Annotated in this window: 1 protein-coding gene and 1 pseudogene; both read right to left on the reverse strand. The window is 71.7% G+C overall.

Annotated elements, in window-relative coordinates; genetic code table 11:
* Positions 1-184, reverse strand: a pseudogene (locus tag CCN33_RS31415) (hypothetical protein); the annotation flags it as partial.
* On the reverse strand, positions 181-787 hold a 607-nt coding region (locus tag CCN33_RS30775; protein WP_086696527.1), incomplete at its 5' end, for a TlyA family RNA methyltransferase. The pseudogene CCN33_RS31415 and the gene CCN33_RS30775, both read right to left, overlap by 4 nt.

The raw sequence follows: 787 nt of genomic DNA on the forward strand, positions 1-787 counted from the left end.
GTTCGACCCCGCCCGGCCCGCCCGGCCCTCCCGGCAGCGGCAGGTCGCACGCCTCCTCCTCCAGCACCCGCACCCCGATGCCGGACCGCAGCAGTCCCTTGACCACGAGTTCCGCGCTGCGGATCGCCGCGGGACGCCCGGTGTGGGCGAGCAGGAAAACAGTACGCGCTCGGTTCTGTGTCAACGCGGCCCCTCCGCCACTGCACGATCGATGTCGGCCGGGTCGGTCTCGGGGGCCCCGGCACGCAGCCAGAGAAAGTACTCGACGTTGCCGGACGGGCCCGGCAGCGGACTCGCGGTGACTCCTCGCACCCCGAGACCCAGCTCCCACGCCTTGTCGGCCACCCCGCGCACGGCCTCCGCCCGCAGCTGCGGACTCCGTACGACACCCCCGCTGCCCAGCCGTTCCTTACCCACCTCGAACTGCGGTTTCACCATCATCACCAGATCCGCGTCCGGCGTCACGCACCGCTTGAGGGCGGGCAGCACCAGATGGAGCGGGATGAAGGACAGATCGCCCACCACCAGGTCCACCGGCTTCCCGTCGATCCCGTCCAGCGTCAACTCGCGTACGTTCGTACGGTCCTTGACGACGACCCGTTCATCGTTTCGGAGAGACCAGGCGAGTTGTCCGTATCCGACGTCCACGGCGACGACCTGGGCGGCGCCCGCGCGCAGCAGGACGTCGGTGAAGCCGCCGGTGGAGGCGCCGGCGTCCAGGGCGCGGCGGCCCTCGACCACGAGGCCCGCGGGGACGAAGGCGGCGAGCGCGCCGGCGAGCTTGTGG

The organism is Streptomyces recifensis (assembly GCF_002154615.1).
Taxonomy (GTDB): Bacteria; Actinomycetota; Actinomycetes; order Streptomycetales; family Streptomycetaceae; genus Streptomyces; species Streptomyces griseoluteus.